Origin of the sequence: Nonomuraea sp. NPDC049504, assembly GCF_040676845.1 — a bacterium.
Taxonomy (GTDB): Bacteria; Actinomycetota; Actinomycetes; order Streptosporangiales; family Streptosporangiaceae; genus Nonomuraea; species Nonomuraea salmonea.
In genome coordinates this window covers 1-19,303 of the sequence record NZ_JBFAPT010000038.1, presented here as the reverse complement: position 1 = coordinate 19,303, position 19,303 = coordinate 1, and the positions used below count along the sequence as shown (strand labels likewise).

The following is a 19,303-nucleotide window of genomic DNA, read 5'->3' as shown; positions in this document are numbered from 1 at the left end:
AAACGGCATGATCCCGCGTATAGCGTCGAACGGCAGTTTTCCAAGGGATGACCATGAGAATCTAATCGCGCGGGTAGGCCGTTATGGACGTCAGCCGGCCGATACTCGCCGTGGACATGGCGCCATGCCCCCTTGAAGTCGCACGGGGCCATGTCCATGGTCCTGCGTGTGATCCCGGGTGAAGCCCGATCCTCGTAAGTGAGGTCTGGGCAGGCGCGTTGCCCGGGATCATGCGCGGACACGCGGGGTGCGTGGGCGACGGCTGCTGTGGGCGTGTCATAGTCAGCGGTCTCCGGTGCACAGTGCTGGGCCATGGCGCGTACCAGGCACCCACTGCACCCTTGTCACCGGGCGGGTGGCGACCCCGTCCGGTGACACTGCGTCCATCGGCCCTCTCCACAAGGTCCGCAACAGAAAGTCGGAGCCACCGGTCAGGAAGCTCTTCACCGGAGGCCGTTCAGAGGGCAGACTGTTGTCCGCGGCCATCGCGCTCGATGTCCTCCGAACTGCGTCTTCAGAGGATCGCGATGGCCGTCACCATTTTTCCGCCATTCTGCACTGCCCGTGCGTAATCTGATATGTACGCATGTGCCTGGCTGGTGGATATAAGTGCCGCTCCGTCCACCGACTGCCAGATATCAATGTCCGCGAATGCCCCATCGGCGCGGTCGGCGGTATTCTTCCGATACCTGCCACGCGGTTCGGCGCTCGCCAGATGTTTTTCTTTCAGGTTCGCGGATTTCCTGCGCCGGTGCGATCCAACAGTCACACTAGTGATCGCGGCCACCGTCATTCTCCCTCACCGTGAATCGTTGCTTACGCAGGGGTTTGTGCGGTGGCCGCGCTACTGTGCGATTGCTACCTCGGCAGCATCTGCCCCCTCGGACGTCGGCATCTGGACGGCCGCCGTTGGGCGTCAACCAGGCGCGCCGCAACCGCCCGTCTTGCATGGGGTGCGGGGAGACTCATCGCGGACTAGGGCAAGAGTGTCGGGTAGTCGAACCGCTGACCGAGGCGGGCTCACGCGGCCTGAACCGCCGGCCGAGGCAGAGGCGCAGGCAGTCGAACCGCCGACTGAGGCAGAGGGGCGGGCAGCCGAACCACTGGCCGAGGCAGGGGGCGTCGTCTTAGCGACGAGCGGTGTCCGGTTCGGTCCTTGGTGGGCGGAAGTTCCGGTTGAGGACGATTGTAGAATCCCCGGCGTGCTGGATCGCGGGGGTCGTGTTCCCCTCTACGTGCAGGTTGCTGACCTGCTTCGCGATCGGATCGAGCGCGGCGAGCTCAAGGCCGGCGAGCCTGTGCCCAGCGAGGCCGCACTCCAGAAGGATTACCTCATCGCCCAGACCACCGCTCGGCGGGTGGCGCGGGAGTTGCGGGCGCGGGGGCTGGTGTTCACGGTCAGTGGGGAAGGGACGTTCGTTGGGCGGCCTGGTACGCCTCGGGCGTTCGTACATATGCCGATTTACCGTAGGATCGCTGCGGATATTGTCGAGCGTATCGAGCGCGGGGATATTGCGCCCAACCGGGCTATTCCCGGGGAGCGGGTATTGATGCGGCGATATGGGGTGGCGAAGGTCACCGCACGGCAGGCTGTGGCGTATCTTCGAGAACACGGCTGGGTGGTCACTGTGCCATATCGGGGCAGCTACGTGACTACCCCTGAGAAATGGCCCATACGTTCTGGTTCTTGATTGGCCTTCCCGCTGCCTCGCCGTTGGATATTCTTGGGCCGTGCTGAATCGCGAGGGCGCCAGGTATCTTTATCTCCAGATCAGCGAGGTCATCAGGTCGCGCATCATCGCCGAACTGTCGCCTGGAGATGTGGTTATCAGCGAGGCGGGGATCCAGCGGGAGTTCAACGTCGCGCGTACGACTGCACGCAGGGCCATTCGCGTGCTACGTAATCAAGGGCTGGTCCATACCCGGCAAGGTCAGGGGACGTTTGTCAGCGTTCCGGGTGAACTTCAGCCTGTGGGGCGGGATAAGCCGCTTTATCGGCATATAGCCGGGGAGATTCGGGAGCGGATCAAGGCCGGTGATCTGGCCGCCAGGCAGCAGATTCCCAGCGAGGTCACGTTGGTGCGGTCGTACGAGGCCGCTCGTGAGACCGTGCGGCGGGCTATTGCGCTGCTGCGCGACGAGGGGTGGGTGTACAGCGTTCCGCACCGTGGGACTTACGTCTCCCCGGAGGAGCAATGGCCGTCGACGACGACCGGCAACTGACGGTCAGGGACGGTCAGGGACGCGACCACCGGAGCACCGCGTCAAGGGTTGGTGATGCCGCCGGCGAGCCGGGCTGTTGCGGCGCCAAGCTCGCACGGCTCACCTGAGCAGGGCTGACGCAGCCTAGGGGCTGAGCCAGGCGCACTATGGGGCCCGCACAAAGCACAGCAACATGCATCGTGCGGGGCAGGTGGAGAGAGGAGACGCCCTGCGGGGGCGTCCGAAAGCACTGAACGGCAGCGCGGGGCGGTGGCCGGGGGCGGTGGGCCCGGAGCGGCGGGTTGGGGGCGGCGGGTTGGGAGCGGCGGGTTGGGAGTAGCGGGTTGGGAGCGGCAGCGCGGGCAGAGCCGGGCCGGGGCAGAGCCGGGCTGGGCGACGGCCGAGGTGGGGCGGCAGCGCGGGTCCCAAGGGCCGGGCAGCAGCACACAGGGGGCGGCGGGCCCGGGCAGGGCCGTGGCCGCGCGGCAAGGCCGAAGCGGCGCGGCAAGGCCGAAGCGGCGCGGCAAGGCCGGAACGGCGCGGGGCCTCAGCGTCGGGCGGCAGGGCGGGCCCGAAGGGCGGGGCAGCAGCACAAGACGGCGGGCCCGGGCAAGGCCGGAGCGGCGGGGGCAAGGTTGGAGCGGCGCGGGGCAAGGCCGGAGCGGGCATCCGTTGGGAAGAGGACATCCGTTGGGACACGCGGCAGCACTGAGCCTCAGGGCCAGGCGGCAGCACGGGACGCCAGCACGGCAGCGCGAGACGCCCGGGAAGAGGTCGGTGAGCCGTAGGGCGGGGTGTGGTGAGGGAACTGATGTGGCTGGGTGTGGACGGTGGTGAGGTCTAAGGGGCTTCCGGGTGGGTGCGGTGAGGGCTGGAGGGCTGGTCAGAGGAGGCGGAACCAGAGGCAGACCACGGGGGTCGAGTCGGTGACCTCCACCCCGTACGCCCGCCAGAACCCCACATGCGACTCCCCCCACTCAGCCACAGACGCGTAGCCTTCGCCTTCGGCGTTCGCGAACTCCCAGCTCACCTCAGCGAACGGCACCACCTCGACCCGGGTGATCTCGATCTCCCCCACGCGCTCCCCCGAGTCGCCGACGAGGGCGAGGCGTTCGCCGACGTGCTCGATCTCCTCCCCCTCAGCCTCGTAGTCGAGGGTCAGGAGCCCGGCGGTCGCGGTCTTGTGACCGGAGAGCACGAGGTCGGTCAACCGGGTACGAAGTTCGCCGGGCGTACCAAGCTCAAGGACCCGCAGTCCGTCCTTCCGTGGCCACATGACGCCGATGCTAGAAGACGGGGATGATGTCCTCAGGATCGACGACGTCCACCTGCACACCCTCAAGGTCGAGTTCGGGGATGGCGGGAAAGGCGATGCCCCAGCGTTCGACGATGGCGCGGACGCGGGCCATGGCCAGGCGCCAGTTCTCGGCCTGCTCCTCGTACGACAGCACCCCCAGCCCCGCCTGCCTGGCATGGTCGATGAGGACGCGGTGGTTGGCCAGGAAGTACGGCGGCAGCTCCCAGAACCCCTCGGGCGGCTCCCAGAGGATCATGCTGAGGAACACGAACCCGGCTCTGAGCTGCCGGGTGATCAGATCCCGGGTGTCGTCGGTGAGGCCGGGCCACTCGTTCTCCAGGATGGTCATGCAGATCTGGAGGTGGCGGGACTCGTCGCGCCCGATGCGCTGGAACATCTCGCCGAAGACGGGATGCCGGGTGCCGGAGGCCATGCCGCGGAAGAGCGTCGAGGCGGCCATCTCGCCCATCATGAAGCTGGTGAACAGCACCGGCAGCGAATATCGGCCGACGGCGGCGGTGTAGCCGTTCCAGTAGCGGCCGCCGTTGTGGTAGAGCCAGCCGATGTTGTTGTGGGCGGCGGCTTCGAGGTCGTCGGACGGCGTCCAGTCGAGGGGACCGCCGGGCCACAGGCGGGCGATGGTGCGCTGGCAGCACTCCTCGTGGTTCATCTCGTCGCGGGTGATCGAGAAGAAGCACTTCCTGACCGGGTCCTCCTCGTGCTTCTCGAACGCCTGGACGGTGGCGCGGGCGAAGACGGCGGGCCCTGAGGCGTCGAAGTTGGCGAGCACGGCGAACCAGTACATGATGCCCAGCCGCTGCTCGCGGGTGAACGCGGCGGGGTCGAGGGCGTCCCAGGGCAGGTCTGCGGGGTTCCAGACGACGCGCTTGGACTTCTCGTAGATGGCGGCGAGCTTCTCGGTCTCGACCCGCCACTCCATCGGGTAGATGTTGGGCTGCGGGATGTCCGGAGCCGGCCAGAAGCCGCCTTCCGGGATCGTGAGGTCGGCCATGGTTGTGACACCTCCTCTCCCATCCTGCGACTGAGGCGTCACGCGTGGCAAGGACGCCGCGCCAGACCTGGTGATCATGGGGGCAGGCGCGCGCAGTAGAGTGACGGCATGCCGTTCTCCACGGAGCTCGTACGCGACTTCGTGAACACCTTCGACGTCGAAACCCAGACGGACGAGCTGTCCTCCCCGGCGGAGCTGGCCCTGTGGCTGCGCGAGCGCGACCTGGCCGGCCCCCACGACCGGGCGACCGACGACGACCTGCGGACCGCGCACGAGTTGCGTGAGAGCCTGCGGGCGGCGCTCAGGCGCGAGGCGGCCGACCTGCCGGGGCTCCCCCTGCGGGTGGTGGTGACTCCGGAGGAGGGTCCTGGTCTGGCGCCGGTGGCGGACGGTGTTTCGGGCGGGCTGGCGCGGATCGCCGCGGCGGCCGTGACGGCGTCGTGGGACCGGCTCAAGGTGTGCGCGGAGGGAACCTGTCAGTGGGCGTTCATCGACTCGTCGAAGAACCGTTCCCGCTCGTGGTGTTCCATGCGGGTTTGCGGCAACCGCACCAAGACACGCGCTTACCGGGCGAGGAAGCGGGGTTCGCGTCGTCCTCAAGGGTCAAACACCGATACGGTGTAACTCGTGCCTTGTGGCATGAACGGCAGGCGAAGGAGCGGGCCGAGATGGCAGACGTAGGCGTCCGGGCGGCCCGGCGCGAGGATGTGCTCCAGGTTGCGAATACTCAGATCCGCGCCTGGCGCTACGGCTATCGGGATTTCCTCCCCGAAGGTCCACTCGAGCAGATGACCGGCGCGGCGGCGGAGAAGATGTGGCTGCGCCAGTGGGACGAGGCGATCGTCGCCCCGCCCAGCCCCATGCACCGGGTGCTGGTCGCGGTGGAGACCATCCTCGACACCGAGGGCTTCCCCGCCCTCGGCGCGGGGGGCAGCGCCGCTCTGGTCACTCCTCGTGGTGGTGAGCGCGTGGTGGGTCTGGCCTCCCATGCGCCGGCCGAGGATCCCGACCTCGATCCCAGCGTGACGGCCGAGATGCTGACACTGCTGGTCGATCCCGACTTCGTACGCCGCGGTCACGGCAGCCGCCTGCTCAACGCCACCGTCGACTACCTGCGCGAAGATGGCTTCCGGCAGATCGTCACCTGGGCGTTCGCCGACAACTACGCTGTGCTCGGCTTCCTGGAGTCGGCCGGTTGGGGCGAGGACATGGCAGAGCGCGTCCTCGACATGGGCCGCCCGATCAGGATGGTCAGGCTCAGGACCGACATCAGCTAGAGGTTTGAGGACAAAGATGGCAACCCCCGGCCAGTGGATCGCCGGCGCCCGTCCCCGCACGCTCCCCAACGCCATCGTGCCCGTCATGGTGGGCACCGGCGTGGCGATCGGCGAGGGCGGCTTCGTGTGGTGGCGGGCCGTCCTGGCGCTGCTCGTGGCGCTGGCCCTGCAGATCGGCGTCAACTACGCCAACGACTACAGCGACGGCATCCGCGGCACCGACGACCAGCGCGTCGGCCCGATGCGGCTGGTCGGCTCGCGGGTGGCGCCGCCGAGGCAGGTGCTGGCGGCGGCGCTCGGCTGTTTCGCCGTGGCGGCGGTGCTGGGGCTCGTGCTGGTGCTAGTGACGCAGGCATGGTGGGTGCTGCTGGTGGGCGCGGCGGCGATCGCGGCCGCCTGGTTCTACACCGGTGGCAAGCGCCCGTACGGCTACCGCGGGCTCGGCGAGCTGGCCGTGTTCGTGTTCTTCGGCATCGTGCCGGTGGTCGGCACGGCGTACGTGCAGACAGAGCAGCTGAGCTGGGCGGCGCTGATCGCGTCGATCCCGGTGGGCCTGCTGTCGTGCTCGATGCTGGTGGTCAACAACCTGCGCGACGTCGGCACCGACGGCGAGTCGGGCAAGCGCACGCTCGCCGTACGGCTGGGCGCCGAGCGCACCCGTGCGCTCTACGTCGCCTGCCAGGTCGTCCCCTACTTCGTGGCGCTGACGATGGTGCCGTTCACGCCGTGGGCGGCGCTGGTGCTGCTGAGCGCGCCGCTGGCGGTGCTGCCGGTCAGGGCGGTGTTGGGCAAGGCGGTGGGCCCCGCGCTCATCACGGTGCTACAGCAGACGGGCAAACTGCAGATGGCGTACGGCGCCCTCTTCGCGGTGGGGCTGGCCCTCGTCTTCTGAGGCGTCTTCTAGGGTGGGACCGTGAAGGATTTCATCGCCGGTCTGCCGAAGTGCGAGCTGCACCTGCACATCGAGGGCACGCTGGAGCCCGAGCTGAAGTTCGAGCTGGCCAGGCGTAACGGCCTGGAGCTGCCGTACGCGTCGGTCGAGGAGATGCGGGCGGCCTACACCTTCGACAGCCTGCCGTCGTTCCTGACGATCTACTACGAGGGCATGCGGGTGCTGCGCACCGAGCCCGACTTCTACGACCTGGCCATGGCCTACCTGCGCAAGGCGGCGAGCCAGAACGTCCGCTACGCGGAGATCTTCTTCGACCCGCAGGCGCACACCTCGCGCGGTGTGCCGTTCGACGTGGTGATCAGGGGGCTGCGCAGGGCGCTGCTCGACGCGTACGCACAGCTCGGGCTGCGGGCCCAGCTCATCATGTGCTTCCTGCGCGACTTCCAGGCCGAGTACGCGATGGCGACGCTGCTGGAGTCGCTGCCGTACAAGGAGTGGATCGCCGGCGTGGGCCTCGACTCCGACGAGAAGGGCAACCCGCCGCGCAAGTTCGCGGCCGTCTACGAGCGGGCCAGGCAGGAGGGCTACCTGCTGACCATGCACTGCGACGTCGACCAGGACGACGCCGCCGAGCACATCAGGCAGGCGATCGAGGACATCGGCGTCGACCGCATCGACCACGGCGTCAACATCCTGGAGGACCAGCGGCTGGTCGAGAAGGTGCTGGCCAGGGGCACGGGGTTGACGTGCTGCCCGGTCTCCAACGGCTACGTGACGGACTCGATGAAGGCCGAGGGCATCCGCAAGCTGATGGACCTCGGGGTGCGCGTGACGATCAACTCCGACGATCCGGCGTACTTCGCCGCGTACGTGACGGAGAACCTCCTGGCCCTGCACGACGCGCTCCAGCTCACCCGTGAGGAGCTGGCCGGGCTGCAGCGCAACGCGTTCGAGATCACCTGGCTGCCCCGCCACCTCAAGGACTCCTACCTCGCCGAGGTGGACGCCTACCTCTCGTGAGCTAGCCTAGGTCACCGAGCGCCGCCGACGAGTGCGAGGGATCATGGCCGAACGGGCCGGCGTGCCCACCGACATCGCGGAGTTCGAGCAGGCACTCGCCGAGTGCGTCGCCATCGCGGGGCGGGCGATGCCCGACTCCCCCATGCTGAGCATCGTGCTGTGCCGCGACGGCGAGATCCCCACGGTCGCCTGCTCCGACAGTGTCGCCGAGCTGCTGGACGGCCTGCAGCGGGCCACGGGGCAGGGGCCGGTGCTCGACGTGATCAGGGACGGCGGTCCCGTGACGTCCGACGATCTGCGGGCCGAGTCGCGCTGGCCGCGCTTCTCGGCGGCGGCCGGGCAGGTGCGTGGGGTGCACTGCGAACCGCTGGAGTCGGCGGGTGTGCTGCTCGGCGTGCTGACGCTCTACGCGAGCCGTCCCGGCGGGTTCGCCGACGAGACGTGGACGGCGATGCGGGTGACGGCGGCGCACGTGGGGGTGCTGTTCCGTGCGGCGCTCGACGTGGCGCGCATGCGGGAGGTGGCCGGGCAGCTCAAGGAGGCGCTGACCACGCGCGGAGTGATCGACCAGGCGCTCGGCATCGTCATGGCGCAGCGCCGGTGCACCCCGCGGCAGGCGTTCGAGCTGTTACGGCAGATCTCGCAGGACCGCAACGTCAAGGTGCACCAGATCGCCGCCTCGATCGTGGAGAAGGTGAGCGGCGAGCCGCCCCTCCGCTCCCGCTTCGAAGAACCCCCACAGAAGACCTCAGGCTGACCAGACGGCACGGCGCCTCACGACGCGTGCCGAATGACAACAAGCACCGCATCACGACAAGTGCCGCATCACGACGCGGGGCGCGAGTTCGATGCCCAGCTCCCGCTCATGCGCGACCAGCGCCCGCAGCTCGGGCCCCCACGCGCTCTCGGGCAGCACGGAGAAGCCGTGGCGGGCGTACCAGGGGCCGTTCCACGGCACGTCCCTGAACGTCGTCAGCGTCACGCCGGGCGCCCCGCAGGCGCGCGCGTGGTCGATCACCGCCGCGACGAGCCGCCCGCCGATGCCCTGGCGCATGCGCTCGGGACGTACGGCGAGCTGGTCGAGATGCACGCACCCGTCGACCTCGCCGATGAGCGCGAACCCGTCGGGCGGCGCTCCCTCGACCAGCACCGCGTGCGGGTCGGCGACCTCTTCGATCATCGTCGTGCCCGGCGGGAACACGATGCCCACCTGCTCGAACAGCCGGTCGGCGGCCAGCTCGATCGGCACCAATCCGGCCAGCTCATCCGCCTCGGCCCATCGCACCATGGCGACACGATCTCATGTCAGGAGCGTAGGTCGCCGCTCATATTAGGGTTGAAGATCGTAGGCCCGGCTGTGCGGAGCTGGGACCCTCTCCTCACGACGTGCCCACGTCCGCGTGTGCGAGGCGTGGGCACGTCGTGTGCACCTGGCTAGAGGTCGAGCAGGCGCTCCAGGCCCACCGTGAGGCCGGGCAGCTCGCGCACCCGCCGCACGCCGAGCAGCACGCCGGGGGTGAACGCGGCGCGGCTCATCGTGTCGTGGCGGATGGTCAGCGTCTCGCCGTCGCCGCCGAGCAGCACCTCCTGGTGGGCGATGAGCCCCGACAGGCGCACGGCGTGGACGTGGACGCCACCGACGTCGGCCCCGCGGGCGCCGTCGAGCGCGGTGCTGGTGGCGTCGGGCATCGACCCGAGCCCGGCCTTGGCACGGGCCTCGGAGATCAGCTCAGCAGTGCGCCGGGCCGTGCCGGACGGCGCGTCGGCCTTGTTGGGGTGGTGCAGCTCGACGATCTCGGCCGACTCGAAGTAGCGGGCGGCCTGCTGCGCGAAGTGCATCATGAGCACGGCCGCGATGCCGAAGTTGGGGGCGATGAGGCAGTTGGTGCCGGGGTTGGCGGCGAGCCAGCCCCGCACGGTCTCGAGCCGTCCCTCGTCGAAACCGGTGGTGCCCACCACCGGGTGGACGCCGTGGCCGATCGCCCATTCGAGGTTGCCCATCACCACGTCGGGATGGGTGAAGTCGACCACCACCTCGGCGCCGGCGAGCCCCTCGATGGAGTCGTCCTTGTCGAGCGCGGCCACCAGCTCCATGTCGGCTGCCGCCTCGACCGCCTTGCACACCTCGACGCCCACACGTCCCTGGGCGCCCAGCACACCTACCCTGATCACAGGGCGAGCCTATCGTGCCGCCGCCCCGCCGATGCCGGACCGGGGGGCGGCGGCGCGCGTCTCAGCGGATCGCGTCGCTGAAGTCCTTGTCGCCGTACGGGCCGATGACGGCCAGCGTGAGCGGCCGGTTGAGCACGTCGGCGGCGATCTCGGTGATCTCGTCGGGGGTGACGGACTCGATGCGCGCGAGCACCTCGTCCACCGACATGAGCTCGTCGTAGACCAGCTCGTTCTTGCCGATGCGGGACATGCGCGAGCCGGTGTCCTCCAGGCCGAGCACGAGCCCGCCGCGCATCTGGCCCTTGCCGCGCATGATCTCGTCGGCGGTGAGCCCTTCGGCCACCACCCTGGACACCTCGTCGCGGCAGATCTTCAGCACGTCGTCGATCTTCGAGGGCAGACAGCCCACGTAGATGCCGAACTGGCCGGTGTCGGCGTAGGCCGAGGTGTAGCTGTAGGCGGAGTAGGCCAGGCCGCGCTTCTCCCTGATCTCCTGGAAGAGCCGCGACGACATGCCGCCGCCGAGCGCCGCGTTGAGCACGCCGAGGGCGAACCTGCGGTCGTCGGTGCGGGACAGGCCCGTCGTGCCGAGCACGAGGTTGGCCTGCTCGGTGGGCCGGTCGAGCACCGCGACGCCGGACCGCGTCGCGGCGCCGGGGCCGCTGGTGCGCGGCGGCTCGAACTCGGCGGGGCCGCTCAGCGCCCCCGCCCGCTCGTACGCCCTGGCGACCAGCTCGACGACCTCTTCGTGCCTGACGTTGCCCGCCACCGACACGACGGTGCGGCGCGGCAGGTAGAAGCGGTGGTAGTACTCGGCGATGCGCTCGCGCCCGAGCGCGTTGATGGAGTCGACCGTGCCCAGGATGGGCCGGCCGATCGGCGAGTCGCCGTAGAGGGTGGCGGCGAACTGCTCGTGCACCACGTCGGAGGGGTCGTCGTCGTGCATGGCGATCTCTTCGAGGATCACGCCACGCTCGGACTCGACGTCGTCCTCGGTCACCAGCGAGCTGGTCACCACGTCGGCGAGCACGTCGACCGCGACCGGCAGGTCCTCGTCGAGGACCCGCGCGTAGTAGCAGGTGTACTCCTTGGCGGTGAAGGCGTTGATCTCACCGCCGATGCCCTCGATGGAGGCGGAGATCTCCATGGCGTCGCGCGTCGGAGTGCCCTTGAACAGCAGGTGCTCAAGGAAGTGGGTGGCCCCCATGTGCTCGGGAGCCTCGTCGCGCGAGCCGATGCCGACCCACATGCCGACCGCGACGCTCCGCACGGTCGGCATGGTCTCGGTCACCACGCGCAGCCCACCCGGGAGGACGGTGCGCCTTACCACCCCGGCTCCGTCCTTGCCGGGGTGCAGCGTGGTCGTGGTCACGAGTTCCGGTCGTCTCCCTCGGAGGAGCCGCGGGAGCTGCGCACGCGGGTGCGGGTGCGGCGCGGGCGCTCGGACTTGTCGTCGGCGTCCGGGGCGGCGGGCGCCTCGGACTGCTCGGGAGCACCGCCGTCGGCGGCCTTGGCCTCCTTCTCGGCGGCCTCCTTCTCGATGACCTCGACCGGCACCAGCGAGAGCTTGCCGCGGCCGTCGATTTCGGCGATCTCGACCTGGATCTTCTCGCCGACGGCCATGACGTCCTCGACGTTCTCGATGCGCTTGCCGCCGTGCAGCTTGCGGATCTGGGAGACGTGGAGCAGGCCGTCCTTGCCCGGCATGAGCGAGATGAACGCGCCGAAGGCGGCGATCTTGACGACCGTGCCCAGATAGCGCTCGCCCACCTCGGGCATGTGCGGGTTGGCGATGGCGTTGATCGCCGAACGGGCGGCCTCGGCGGACGGCCCGTCGGTGGCGCCGATGTAGATCGTGCCGTCGTCCTCGATGGTGATCTCGGCGCCGGTGTCGTCCTGGATCTGGTTGATCATCTTGCCCTTCGGGCCGATGACCTCGCCGATCTTGTCGACCGGGACCTTGATGGTGATGATGCGCGGCGCGGTCGGGTTCATCTCCGCCGGGGAGTCGATCGCCTCCTGCATCACGTCGAGGATCGCCAGGCGGGCGCCCTTGGCCTGCTTGAGCGCGCCGGCGAGGACGCTCGCGGGGATGCCGTCGAGCTTGGTGTCGAGCTGCAGGGCGGTGATGACGTCCTTGGTGCCGGCGACCTTGAAGTCCATGTCGCCCATGGCGTCCTCGGCGCCCAGGATGTCGGTCAGCGTGACGTAGGTGTCGCCCTCGCCGATCAGGCCCATCGCGATGCCGGCGACCATCTCCTTGAGCGGCACACCGGCGTCGAGCAGCGCCATGGTGGAGGCGCAGACCGAGCCCATCGAGGTCGAGCCGTTGGAGCCGAGCGCCTCCGACACCTGCCTGATCGCGTAGGGGAACTCCTCACGCGTGGGCAGCACCGGGATCAGTGCCCGCTCGGCCAGCGCGCCGTGACCGATCTCGCGGCGCTTGGGCGAGCCCACCCGGCCGGTCTCACCGGTGGAGTAGGGCGGGAAGTTGTAGTTGTGCATGTAGCGCTTGGTCCGCTCGGGGTTGAGCGTGTCGATGACCTGCTCCATGCGCAGCATGTTGAGCGTCGTGATGCCGAGGATCTGGGTCTCGCCGCGCTCGAACAGCGCCGAGCCGTGCACCCGGGGCACCACGTGGACCTCGGCCGACAGCGCGCGGATGTCCTTCGTGCCGCGGCCGTCGATGCGCACGCCCTCCTTGACGACGCGCTCGCGCATGAGCTTCTTCATCACCGAGCGGAACGCGGCGGAGATCTCCTTCTCGCGGCCCTCGAACTCGGGCAGGAGCTTCTCGGCGGCCAGCGCCTTGACCTTCTCCAGCTCGTTCTCGCGCTCCTGCTTGCCGGCGATGGTCAGCGCGGCGGCAAGCTCGGTCTTGATCGCGGCCTCGACGGCGGTGTAGACGTCGTCCTGGTAGTCGAGGAAGATCGGGTATTCGGCGGTCTCCTTGGCGGCGACCTGCGCGATGCGGGACTGCGCCTCGCACAGCACCTTGATGAACGGCTTGGCCGCCTCGAGGCCCTGCGCGACGGTCTCCTCGGTCGGGGCGACCGCGCCGTCGGCGACGAGCTTGAGCGTGTCCTTCGTGGACTCCGCCTCGACCATCATGATCGCGACGTCGCCGTCGTCGAGCACCCGCCCGGCCACGACCATGTCGAACGTGGCCCGCTCAAGCTCGTGGTGGGTCGGGAAGGCCACCCACTGGCCGTCGATCAGCGCCACCCGGACGCCGCCGATGGGGCCCGAGAAGGGCAGCCCGGCGAGCTGGGTGGACAGCGACGCGGCGTTGATGGCGACCACGTCGTAGAGGTGGTCGGGGTTGAGCGCCATGACGGTGGCGACGACCTGGACCTCGTTGCGCAGGCCCTTGACGAACGACGGGCGCAGCGGCCGGTCGATCAGCCGGCAGGTGAGGATCGCGTCCTCGGAGGGACGGCCCTCGCGGCGGAAGAACGAGCCGGGGATGCGGCCCGCGGCGTACATGCGCTCTTCGACGTCGACCGTCAGCGGGAAGAAGTCGAACTGCTCCTTCGCCGTCTTGGACGCGGTCGTCGCCGAGAGCACCATCGTGTCGTTGTCGAGATAGGCGACGGCGGAACCCGCCGCCTGGCGCGCGAGCCGACCGGTCTCGAACCGGATCGTACGCGTACCGAACGAGCCGTTGTCTATGACGGCTTCAGCAGTGTGGACACCCTCCACGGGGGACCTCCTTGTGGTCGGTCACCCGCGCCCTTTTCTCACCGGCACCCTCGTTAGGTGCAGCGCCGGTCTTCGATCGAAGCGCCCGGTCAAGTGCGTTCTTACCGGAAGCCACTACCGAGGACCGGCCCGCAGGCGTCGCGGGTCGCATGGTGCTGAGCGGACGCGGGGGCTGTGTGTCTCGGATCTTCAGTTGTACGCCAGGCGCGGGGCGGTTTTCACGCCGCCACGCGCCCTGCGATGGGTCCTACCCCATATGAGAAGGGAGCGGCGCGCAGGCCGCTCCCTCGTCATGTTATCGGCGCAGACCGAGCCGCTCGATGAGCGAACGGTAGCGCTGGATGTCGACCTTCTGCAGGTACTTCAGCAGGCGGCGCCGGCGACCCACGAGCAGCAGCAGACCACGACGGCTGTGGTGGTCGTGCTTGTGCGTCTTGAGGTGCTCGGTCAGCTCGCTGATGCGCTTGCTGAGCAGCGCGATCTGCACCTCGGGCGACCCGGTGTCGCCCTCGGTCGTCGCGTACTCGTCGATGATGGACTTCTTGGCAGCGGTGTCGAGGGACACGGCTCTCCTTCGATCTACGGACACGCGCGAATGAGATGGAAGTGCGAACGACCGTGCGTGCCTACAGTCGCCGCGTGAAGGCCGTCATGGGCAGCGCGCAGCGCCGCCGGTATAGAGCCGACATGCAAGGTTACCACCCCGCGTCCAGTGCACGGGGCGGTCGTGTCCGAGCCGAGACCGGCTAGCTCGTCAGGCGTCGCGTGTCCTCCACGTCGGCGTGGATCTGGGCGATGAGCGCCTCGATCGAGTCGAAGCGGGTGTTTCCGCGCAGCCGCGCGGCGAACTCCACCGCGACGTGCGCGCCGTACAGCTCGAGGTCGTCGCGGTCCAGCGCGTACGCCTCCACCGTGCGCGGCACGCCCTCGAACGTCGGGTTGGTGCCGACCGAGATGGCCGCGGGCCAGCGCTCGCCTTCGTAGAGCGTGGGCAGGTTGGCCACCGGGACGCACTGCAGCCAGCCCGCGTAGACGCCGTCGGCCGGGATCGCGGTGTACTGCGGGGTCTCGACGTTGGCCGTGGGGAAGCCGAGCTGGCGGCCGCGCTGGTAGCCGCGTACGACGACGCCCTCGACCCGGTGGGGGCGGCCCAGCCCGGCCGCCGCGCCCGCCACGTCGCCGGCGGTGAGCCGCTCGCGGACGGTGGTCGAGGAGATGTCGTCGAGCCGGGGCACGGCCTCGACCTCGAAGTCGTATTTGTCGCCCAGCGTGCGCAGGGTCTCGACGTCACCGGCGGCGTCCTGGCCGAAGGTGAAGTCGGCGCCCACCACCACGACCGCCGCCCGCAGCCGCTCGGCGAGCACCTTCTGGGCGAACTCGGCGGGCGTCCACTGCGACAGCCCGAAGGAGAACTCCACGGTGTCGATGGTGTCCACGCCCAGCCCGGCCAGCAGCTCGGCCCGCCGCCGCGCGCTGGTCAGCCGGTGGGGATGCGAGCCGGGGCGGACGACCTCGTCGGGATGCGGCTCGAACGTGACCGCCACGCTGCGCAGGCCCCGCTCCCGGGCGACGGCGACGGCCCGCCCGACCACCCGCTGGTGCCCGAGGTGGACCCCGTCGTACACGCCGACGGTCACCACAGACCTTTCCGAACCCTGCACGCCAGGCCCCATTCACTCGTCCCCGGAACAACCCGTACAAGCGTGCCACGCGGCGCGGCATTCCCTCCAATCGAGGCGGCTATCATCGGGCATCATGCCTCGCTACGCGCTCCTGATCCTGCCTGCCTTCAACCGGGTCTACGGAGAGAGCTCCGTCCGCCTCACCCGCAACGAGCTGGCCGTCTTCAGCGCGCGCGCCCTTGAGGGCGAGGTGCTGGCCAGCGAGGAGACCCGCATCGGCGGCGTCCCCTACGTGACGTTCGACACCGCCGAGCCGCTGTCCGACGGCGACGTGCGGCTGCTGTCCGACCTGTCGTCCGTCTACGCCGTCTTCGGCGTCGAGGGCGACCTGCTCAGGCCGCTCGCCATGCGGCCGCGCGACCGGCTCAGCAGCGACCTGCTCACCATCCAGAAATACGCCGGCAAGACCAACGAGCACTTCACGAAGCTGCTGCTCAACGTCACGGCGCTGGCGAGCGACAGGGGGCTGGGCGACGGCCTCGCGGTGTTCGACCCGATGTGCGGCCGCGGCACCACGCTCAACCAGGCCCTCATGTACGGCTACGACGCCTACGGCCTCGACGTCGACGGCAAGGACTTCGAGGCCTACGCCGGTTTCATCAAGACGTGGCTGCGCAACAAGCGGCTCAAGCACACCGCCGAGACCGTGCCGGTGCGCCGCGACCGTGCTCTCGTCGGGCGGCGGCTCAACGTCGCCTTCGGGCTGTCGAAGGAGGCGTTCAAGGCCGGCGACGTGCAGCGCCTGACCGTGGTCAACGCCGACACGCTCAAGAGCCGCGAGTTCTTCAGGCCGCGCTCGTTCGACGTGCTGGCCACCGACGCCCCCTACGGCGTGCAGCACGGCAGCAAGGGCGGCGCGGGCCTGTCGCGCAGCCCGCTGGAGCTGCTGGGCCGGGCGGTGCCGGTCTGGGCGGAGCTGCTGCGGCCCGGCGGCGCGATGGGCATCGCCTGGAACACCTACGGCGGCAAGAGCGACGAGCTGGCCCGCATCCTGACCGGGGCGGGCCTCGAGGTGATGGACTACCCCGACTTCGAGCACTGGGTGGACCAGGCGATCGTCCGCGACATCATCGTGGCCCGCAAGCCGGGCTGACGCGGGTCAGCCGGCGAAGACCGCCAGGGGCCGCGCGGTGCGGCCCTGCTCCTCCACCAGCGCCAGCAGCTCACCCTCAGGCCCGAACACGCCGATCGGGCCGGGGCCGAGCCCGGCGGCCGGCAGCCGCCCGCCGTGGGCGACGACGCGGGCCTCCTCGGCGGTGACGTCGCGACGCGGGAAGGCCGCGGCGACCGCCTCGCCGATGGGCAGCACCACGCACTCCTCGGTGAGCTGCTCGATGGTCTTGGCGAGCGACAGGTCGTACGGCCCCACGCGGGTGCGCCGCAGCGCCGTCAGGTGCCCGCCGACCCCGCCGAGCGCGGCGCCGAGGTCGCGGGCCAGCGAGCGGATGTAGGTGCCGCTCGAACAGACCACGCCGGCGTCGACGTCGATGACGTCACCGGCCGCCCGGATGTCGAGCACCTCGAACGAGCTCACCGTGACGGGCCTGGCCGCCAGCTCGACCTCCTCGCCCGCCCGGGCCTTCTTGTAGGCCCGCTGGCCGTTCACCTTGATGGCGCTGACCTGCGGCGGAACCTGCATGATGGCGCCGGTGAGCGCTTCGACGCCCTTGCGGATCTCGCCCTCGCCCACCCCGGCGGCCGACGCGGTGGCGGTGACCTCGCCCTCGGCGTCGTCGGTGTTGGTGCTCACGCCGAGCCGGATCGTGGCGCGGTATTCCTTCTCGGTCAGCATCAGGTGACCGAGCAGCCTGGTCGCCTTCTCCACACCGATCACCAGCACGCCCGTCGCCATCGGGTCGAGCGTGCCCGCGTGCCCCACCCTGCGGGTGCCGGCGATGCGCCGCATCTTGGCCACCACGTCGTGGGAGGTCCACTCACCCGGCTTGTCGACGATGATCAGACCGCTCTCGGCCATTCAGGTAACCTTCCGCAGCTCGCGACGGAACTTCGTCATGGTCTCCTCGACGGTGTCGTAGGAGGTGAACCCGGCCGCGTTGTGATGGCCGCCGCCGCCGAGCGCCGCGCACACCGCCGCGACGTCGACGGTGCCCTTGGACCGGGTGGACACCTGCCAGTCGCCGTAGTCGTCCTCCTTGAGCACGACGGCGACCTGCGCCTCGTCGGTGCGGCGGACGATGTCGATGATGCCTTCGAGCTCGGAGTACGGCAGCCCGTACGCGGCCCGGTCGACCCGGGTCACGTACGTCCAGACCATGCCGTCCTCCAGCGCCACCCGCTCCAGCGCGTTGCCCAGCACCTTGAGGTAGCCGAACGGGGAACGGTCCCACAGCTCGCGGGCGATCTCGTCCACCCGCAGCCCGGTGGCGACCAGCCTGGCCGCCATCTGGTGCACGGCGGGCGTGGTCGAGGAGTAGCGGAAGGAGCCGGTGTCGGTGACGAGGCCGGCGTACAGGCAGGTGGCGATGTCGCGGTCGAGCCGCCCGCCGAGCCGGTAGACGAGCTGCTCGGCGAGCATCGCGGTGGCCGCGGCCTTGGCGTCGATGAGGTCGAGCGAGCCGAACCCCGAGTTGGACGGGTGGTGGTCGACCACGATCACCTCGCGCGCCGAGGCGGCGTTGGCGCCGAGCAGCCCGACCCGCTCGAACGTCGAGCAGTCGAAAACGATCATCAGGTCGGGCGCGGCCGGGTAGTCGTCCGGCGGCACCAGCATCTCCTGGCCGGGCAGGAAGCGCAGCAGCCGCGGCACCGCGAAGTGGCGGTCGCCGAACGAGGCGACCACCCGCTTGCCCATCGAGCGCAGCACGAACGCGACCGCCAGCATCGAGCCGAGCGCGTCGCCGTCGGGCGTCACGTGGCAGGCCAGCGCGACCTCGTCGGCCTGCCCGATCAGCCGCAGCGCGCGGTCCCACGACTCCTCGGGGATGGGACAGTCCTCGCAAGGACGCCGCTCGACGCGAGGCGGACGCTCTGCCCTGTCGCGCACGTCGGGCGTCACGCCTGGTCGTCCCTGCCGCTCAGGCTCTGCGAGCCGGCCTCAGCGCCCGTCTCGGCGTCGGTGTCGAAGTCCTCGTCGTCGGGCTTGCGGTAGGGGTCGGCCTCGCCGGCGTAGGAGGCGGTCTGGGCCTGCTTGGCCACCTCGGCGTCCCGCGCGCGGGCGGCGCTGATCAGGTCGTCGAGGTGACGCGCGCTGTCGGGCAGCGGGTCGTGCTTGAACGTCAGCGTCGGCGCGAACCGGACCCCGGTCTGGCGGCCCACCTCGGAGCGGATGATGCCCTTGGCGCTCTCAAGAGCCGCGGCGCTGTCGGCCCGCTCGGCGTCGGAGCCGAACACCGTGTAGAACACCGTCGCGTCGCGCAGGTCGGCGGTGACGCGCGTGTCGGTCACGGTCACGAAGCCCAGACGCGGATCCTTGATCCGACGCTCCAGCATCTCGGCGACGATCTGCTGGATGCGGTCGGCGAGCTTGCGCGCTCGTGCGGCATCCACCATGTTCGCTCCCCCTCACGCACGACCTGGCCGTGCAGTCGTTCAATCTTCGTCGGTGTAGAGCCGCTGCCGGGCCGACAACAGCTCGATCTCGGGGCGGAAGGCCACCATGCGTTCGCAGGCGTCCAGCAGCTCCTTGCAGTTACCCGCGGAAGCGGAAACCACCGCAACGCCGACCTCCGCTCTGCGGTGCAGGTCGAGATGACCGGTCTCAGCCACCGCGATGCTGGGGTAACGGCGCTGCAGCTCGGCGATGAGCGGACGGACGACAGAGCGCTTCTGCTTCAGCGACCTGACGTCGCCGAGCAGGATGTCCAGGGTCAGGGCACCCACATACATCACTGGTAACCACCGCTTGGCCTTGTGTGGTCAGCGCACGACCGGCCTGCTGCGGTGGGGACCAGGCCAGGGCGTGCGAGAGGCGCCCGGCGGATGTCCCGCCGGGCGCCCGGGCCCCCGGGCCAACCCCCGCGTCAACCCCCAACACTAAACGAAAGATAACAACGAACGGCACGAGATGGTTTTTAGCACGCCCCAAAA

21 protein-coding genes are annotated in these 19,303 nt (G+C 69.7%); 8 read left to right on the top strand and 13 right to left on the bottom strand.

Annotated elements, in window-relative coordinates:
* Positions 1-514 precede the first annotated feature (514 nt).
* A complete protein-coding gene (locus AB0K28_RS45370) occupies positions 515-787 on the bottom strand; it encodes a hypothetical protein (RefSeq protein WP_364383102.1) in 273 nt (90 codons plus the stop codon).
* Between the two features lie 415 nt (positions 788-1,202).
* Here AB0K28_RS45370 and AB0K28_RS45365 point away from each other — a divergent pair, with 415 nt between their 5' ends.
* Together AB0K28_RS45365 and AB0K28_RS45360 are read left to right on the top strand one after the other, a co-directional pair.
* The gene (locus AB0K28_RS45365; RefSeq protein WP_364383099.1) at positions 1,203-1,691 is read left to right on the top strand and encodes a GntR family transcriptional regulator; all 489 of its coding nucleotides are present in this window, start codon (positions 1,203-1,205) and stop codon (positions 1,689-1,691) included.
* 40 nt (positions 1,692-1,731) lie between these two features.
* Positions 1,732-2,223, top strand: a complete 492-nt coding sequence (locus tag AB0K28_RS45360; protein ID WP_364383096.1) for a winged helix-turn-helix domain-containing protein — start codon at positions 1,732-1,734, stop codon at positions 2,221-2,223.
* 862 nt (positions 2,224-3,085) lie between these two features.
* Here the strand turns inward: AB0K28_RS45360 and AB0K28_RS45355 are convergent.
* Positions 3,086-3,478, bottom strand: coding sequence for an ASCH domain-containing protein (locus AB0K28_RS45355; protein ID WP_364383093.1), 393 nt, complete (start codon positions 3,476-3,478; stop codon positions 3,086-3,088).
* Between the two features lie 10 nt (positions 3,479-3,488).
* Complete coding sequence (locus tag AB0K28_RS45350; protein WP_364383090.1) at positions 3,489-4,511, bottom strand: hypothetical protein; 1,023 nt, start codon at positions 4,509-4,511, stop codon at positions 3,489-3,491.
* A gap of 108 nt (positions 4,512-4,619) precedes the next feature.
* Here AB0K28_RS45350 and AB0K28_RS45345 point away from each other — a divergent pair, with 108 nt between their 5' ends.
* The 5 genes from AB0K28_RS45345 to AB0K28_RS45325 are packed head-to-tail and all read left to right on the top strand — an operon-like array spanning position 4,620 to position 8,457.
* Positions 4,620-5,135, top strand: a complete 516-nt coding sequence (locus AB0K28_RS45345) for a CGNR zinc finger domain-containing protein (protein WP_364383087.1) — start codon at positions 4,620-4,622, stop codon at positions 5,133-5,135.
* Between the two features lie 44 nt (positions 5,136-5,179).
* On the top strand, positions 5,180-5,788 hold the full coding sequence (locus AB0K28_RS45340; RefSeq protein ID WP_345398692.1) for a GNAT family N-acetyltransferase: 609 nt from the start codon (positions 5,180-5,182) through the stop codon (positions 5,786-5,788).
* Positions 5,789-5,804: 16 nt separating this feature from the next.
* Positions 5,805-6,680: a 1,4-dihydroxy-2-naphthoate polyprenyltransferase gene (locus AB0K28_RS45335; RefSeq protein WP_345398689.1), complete on the top strand. Its 876-nt coding sequence runs from the start codon at positions 5,805-5,807 to the stop codon at positions 6,678-6,680.
* A gap of 21 nt (positions 6,681-6,701) precedes the next feature.
* Positions 6,702-7,700, top strand: a complete 999-nt coding sequence (locus AB0K28_RS45330) for an adenosine deaminase (RefSeq protein ID WP_345398686.1) — start codon at positions 6,702-6,704, stop codon at positions 7,698-7,700.
* A gap of 43 nt (positions 7,701-7,743) precedes the next feature.
* Positions 7,744-8,457, top strand: coding sequence for a GAF and ANTAR domain-containing protein (locus AB0K28_RS45325; protein ID WP_364383082.1), 714 nt, complete (start codon positions 7,744-7,746; stop codon positions 8,455-8,457).
* A gap of 51 nt (positions 8,458-8,508) precedes the next feature.
* Here AB0K28_RS45325 and AB0K28_RS45320 read toward each other — a convergent pair whose 3' ends face one another.
* The 6 genes from AB0K28_RS45320 to AB0K28_RS45295 all read right to left on the bottom strand — a co-directional run bounded on the left by AB0K28_RS45320 (position 8,509) and on the right by AB0K28_RS45295 (position 15,247).
* Positions 8,509-8,988: a GNAT family N-acetyltransferase gene (locus AB0K28_RS45320; RefSeq protein WP_364383079.1), complete on the bottom strand. Its 480-nt coding sequence runs from the start codon at positions 8,986-8,988 to the stop codon at positions 8,509-8,511.
* 146 nt (positions 8,989-9,134) lie between these two features.
* Positions 9,135-9,872 carry a 4-hydroxy-tetrahydrodipicolinate reductase gene (dapB, locus tag AB0K28_RS45315; protein WP_364383076.1) on the bottom strand — a complete coding sequence of 246 codons (738 nt, stop codon included), beginning with the start codon at positions 9,870-9,872 and terminating at the stop codon, positions 9,135-9,137.
* Between the two features lie 61 nt (positions 9,873-9,933).
* Complete coding sequence (locus AB0K28_RS45310) at positions 9,934-11,244, bottom strand: pitrilysin family protein (protein ID WP_364383073.1); 1,311 nt, start codon at positions 11,242-11,244, stop codon at positions 9,934-9,936.
* The gene (locus AB0K28_RS45305) at positions 11,241-13,574 is read right to left on the bottom strand and encodes a polyribonucleotide nucleotidyltransferase (protein ID WP_345398670.1); all 2,334 of its coding nucleotides are present in this window, start codon (positions 13,572-13,574) and stop codon (positions 11,241-11,243) included. The genes AB0K28_RS45310 and AB0K28_RS45305 overlap by 4 nt, the downstream gene beginning before the upstream one ends.
* A gap of 295 nt (positions 13,575-13,869) precedes the next feature.
* Positions 13,870-14,139, bottom strand: a complete 270-nt coding sequence (gene rpsO, locus AB0K28_RS45300) for a 30S ribosomal protein S15 (protein ID WP_345398667.1) — start codon at positions 14,137-14,139, stop codon at positions 13,870-13,872.
* Between the two features lie 181 nt (positions 14,140-14,320).
* Positions 14,321-15,247, bottom strand: a complete 927-nt coding sequence (locus AB0K28_RS45295; protein ID WP_364383069.1) for a bifunctional riboflavin kinase/FAD synthetase — start codon at positions 15,245-15,247, stop codon at positions 14,321-14,323.
* Between the two features lie 82 nt (positions 15,248-15,329).
* Here AB0K28_RS45295 and AB0K28_RS45290 point away from each other — a divergent pair, with 82 nt between their 5' ends.
* Entirely contained in the window at positions 15,330-16,349 is a 1,020-nt protein-coding gene (locus AB0K28_RS45290; protein ID WP_364383066.1) for an SAM-dependent methyltransferase, read from the top strand.
* Between the two features lie 6 nt (positions 16,350-16,355).
* On the opposite strand, the gene truB is transcribed toward AB0K28_RS45290, so the two are convergent.
* From truB to AB0K28_RS45270, 4 genes are read right to left on the bottom strand one after another with little or no spacing between them, the layout of a single operon-like run.
* Positions 16,356-17,231 (bottom strand): tRNA pseudouridine(55) synthase TruB, encoded by an 876-nt coding sequence (gene truB / locus AB0K28_RS45285; RefSeq protein ID WP_364383063.1) that lies wholly within the window; start codon positions 17,229-17,231, stop codon positions 16,356-16,358.
* Positions 17,232-18,272 (bottom strand): DHH family phosphoesterase, encoded by a 1,041-nt coding sequence (locus AB0K28_RS45280; protein ID WP_345398655.1) that lies wholly within the window; start codon positions 18,270-18,272, stop codon positions 17,232-17,234. It abuts the gene before it with no gap.
* Positions 18,269-18,766 carry a 30S ribosome-binding factor RbfA gene (gene rbfA, locus AB0K28_RS45275; protein ID WP_364383058.1) on the bottom strand — a complete coding sequence of 166 codons (498 nt, stop codon included), beginning with the start codon at positions 18,764-18,766 and terminating at the stop codon, positions 18,269-18,271. Before rbfA ends, AB0K28_RS45280 begins: the two co-directional genes overlap by 4 nt.
* A gap of 39 nt (positions 18,767-18,805) precedes the next feature.
* Positions 18,806-19,102 carry a DUF503 domain-containing protein gene (locus AB0K28_RS45270; protein ID WP_345398649.1) on the bottom strand — a complete coding sequence of 99 codons (297 nt, stop codon included), beginning with the start codon at positions 19,100-19,102 and terminating at the stop codon, positions 18,806-18,808.
* Between the last annotated feature and the right edge of the window lie 201 nt (positions 19,103-19,303).

Coding starts and splice junctions, on each gene's coding strand:
- AB0K28_RS45345 (WP_364383087.1), top strand. CDS start 4,620: ATGCCGTTCTCCACGGAGCTCGTACGCGACTTCGTGAACACCTTCGAC.
- AB0K28_RS45270 (WP_345398649.1), bottom strand. CDS start 19,102: ATGTATGTGGGTGCCCTGACCCTGGACATCCTGCTCGGCGACGTCAGG.
- AB0K28_RS45290 (WP_364383066.1), top strand. CDS start 15,330: ATGCCTCGCTACGCGCTCCTGATCCTGCCTGCCTTCAACCGGGTCTAC.
- AB0K28_RS45340 (WP_345398692.1), top strand. CDS start 5,180: ATGGCAGACGTAGGCGTCCGGGCGGCCCGGCGCGAGGATGTGCTCCAG.
- AB0K28_RS45320 (WP_364383079.1), bottom strand. CDS start 8,988: ATGGTGCGATGGGCCGAGGCGGATGAGCTGGCCGGATTGGTGCCGATC.
- AB0K28_RS45350 (WP_364383090.1), bottom strand. CDS start 4,511: ATGGCCGACCTCACGATCCCGGAAGGCGGCTTCTGGCCGGCTCCGGAC.
- AB0K28_RS45295 (WP_364383069.1), bottom strand. CDS start 15,247: ATGGGGCCTGGCGTGCAGGGTTCGGAAAGGTCTGTGGTGACCGTCGGC.
- AB0K28_RS45325 (WP_364383082.1), top strand. CDS start 7,744: ATGGCCGAACGGGCCGGCGTGCCCACCGACATCGCGGAGTTCGAGCAG.
- AB0K28_RS45355 (WP_364383093.1), bottom strand. CDS start 3,478: ATGTGGCCACGGAAGGACGGACTGCGGGTCCTTGAGCTTGGTACGCCC.
- rbfA (WP_364383058.1), bottom strand. CDS start 18,766: ATGGTGGATGCCGCACGAGCGCGCAAGCTCGCCGACCGCATCCAGCAG.
- AB0K28_RS45335 (WP_345398689.1), top strand. CDS start 5,805: ATGGCAACCCCCGGCCAGTGGATCGCCGGCGCCCGTCCCCGCACGCTC.
- truB (WP_364383063.1), bottom strand. CDS start 17,231: ATGGCCGAGAGCGGTCTGATCATCGTCGACAAGCCGGGTGAGTGGACC.